At 75.7% G+C, this 1186-nt stretch carries 2 protein-coding genes; both read left to right on the top strand.

All coding sequences use genetic code 11. The features are described 5' to 3' along the window. Positions 1-262, top strand: a 262-nt coding sequence (locus H5J33_RS35920) for an N-acetyltransferase (protein ID WP_181798829.1), incomplete at its 5' end; no start/stop codon positions are given. 76 nt (positions 263-338) lie between these two features. Further along, positions 339-1186, top strand: an 848-nt coding sequence (locus H5J33_RS35915) for an ABC transporter substrate-binding protein (RefSeq protein ID WP_258565635.1), incomplete at its 3' end; no start/stop codon positions are given.

The following is a 1186-nucleotide window of genomic DNA, read 5'->3' as shown; positions in this document are numbered from 1 at the left end:
CCCCGGCCACCGGCGCCAGGGGATCGCGCGTGAACTCGTGGCCCGGCTGCTGGAGTTCGCCGCCGCGGACGGCGGCTACCGGTCCGTGTACCTGCACACCGACCCCGCCGTGCCCGGCGCCGAACCCTTCTGGCGCTCGCTCGGCACGGTCGTGCACGACGAGCGCGGGGACGCCGGGGGCGGACAGGGCGTCGTGCACTTCGAGATCCCCCTGGAGCGGGCCGGGGGCGCGGTGGGCGACCCCGGGCATGCGATGGCTTAATGGAAATGATTTCCATGTAATCTGTCGTCGTCCGCAGCCAGTCGCACGCCACCCCACCCAGCACGAACCGAGGACCATGCCTGCCCCGCGCCCTTCCCGCCTGCTCGCCGCCCTGCTCGCCACGCCCCTCCTCGCCGGCTGCTTCGCCTCCTCCGGCGAGGCCGACGGCAAACCCGCCGACGGCTCGCGGCTCCGTGTCGCGCTCGCCTTCCCGCCCGCCGAACGGCTCTCCCCGTACGGCGCCGACGCCACCATCCTGAGCCGGCTCGGCGTCACCGAGAGCCTCACCGCGCTCGACGGCAACGGCGCCGCCGCTCCCGCCCTCGCCTCCTCCTGGCGCCGGCAGGACGCCCGCAGCTGGCAGTTCACCCTGCGCGAGGCCACCTTCCACGACGGCACCGAGGTCACCGCCGACGCCGTGGCCGCCTCCCTCGACCGGGCCGCCCACGCCCGGCCCGCCCCGGCCGCCCTGTCCGGAGTGACGCTCACCGCCAAGGCCCTGGACCGGCACCGGATACGCGTCAGCACCGGCCGGCCCGACCCCATCCTGCCGCTCAGGATGTCCAGCCCCGCCCTCGCCGTGCTCTCCGCCAAGGCCTACCGCGACAAGGACCGCGTCGACCCGGCCGGCGCCGGCACCGGCCCCTTCGTCCTGAAGCAGGTCACCGGCGCCACCTCCGCGACCCTCGACCGCTACGACGGCTACTGGGGCGGACGCGCCCAGGCCGCCGGCATCGACGTCCGCTTCGTCCCCGACGGCACCGCCCGCACCAACGCCCTGCGCAGCGGGGACACGGACATCGCCGAAGCCGTCCCCGTCGCCCAGGCCGCCACGCTCCGGCCGGACACCCGCCGGGAGACCGCCACCACCCGCACCACCAGCCTCCTGCTCAACCACCGCTCGGGACCGTTCGAGGACGCGCG

Source organism: Streptomyces sp. WELS2 (assembly GCF_013870595.1).
Taxonomy (GTDB): domain Bacteria; phylum Actinomycetota; class Actinomycetes; order Streptomycetales; family Streptomycetaceae; genus Streptomyces.
Note: the sequence above shows the minus strand (reverse complement) of the source record. Positions and strands in the feature narration are given on the sequence as shown.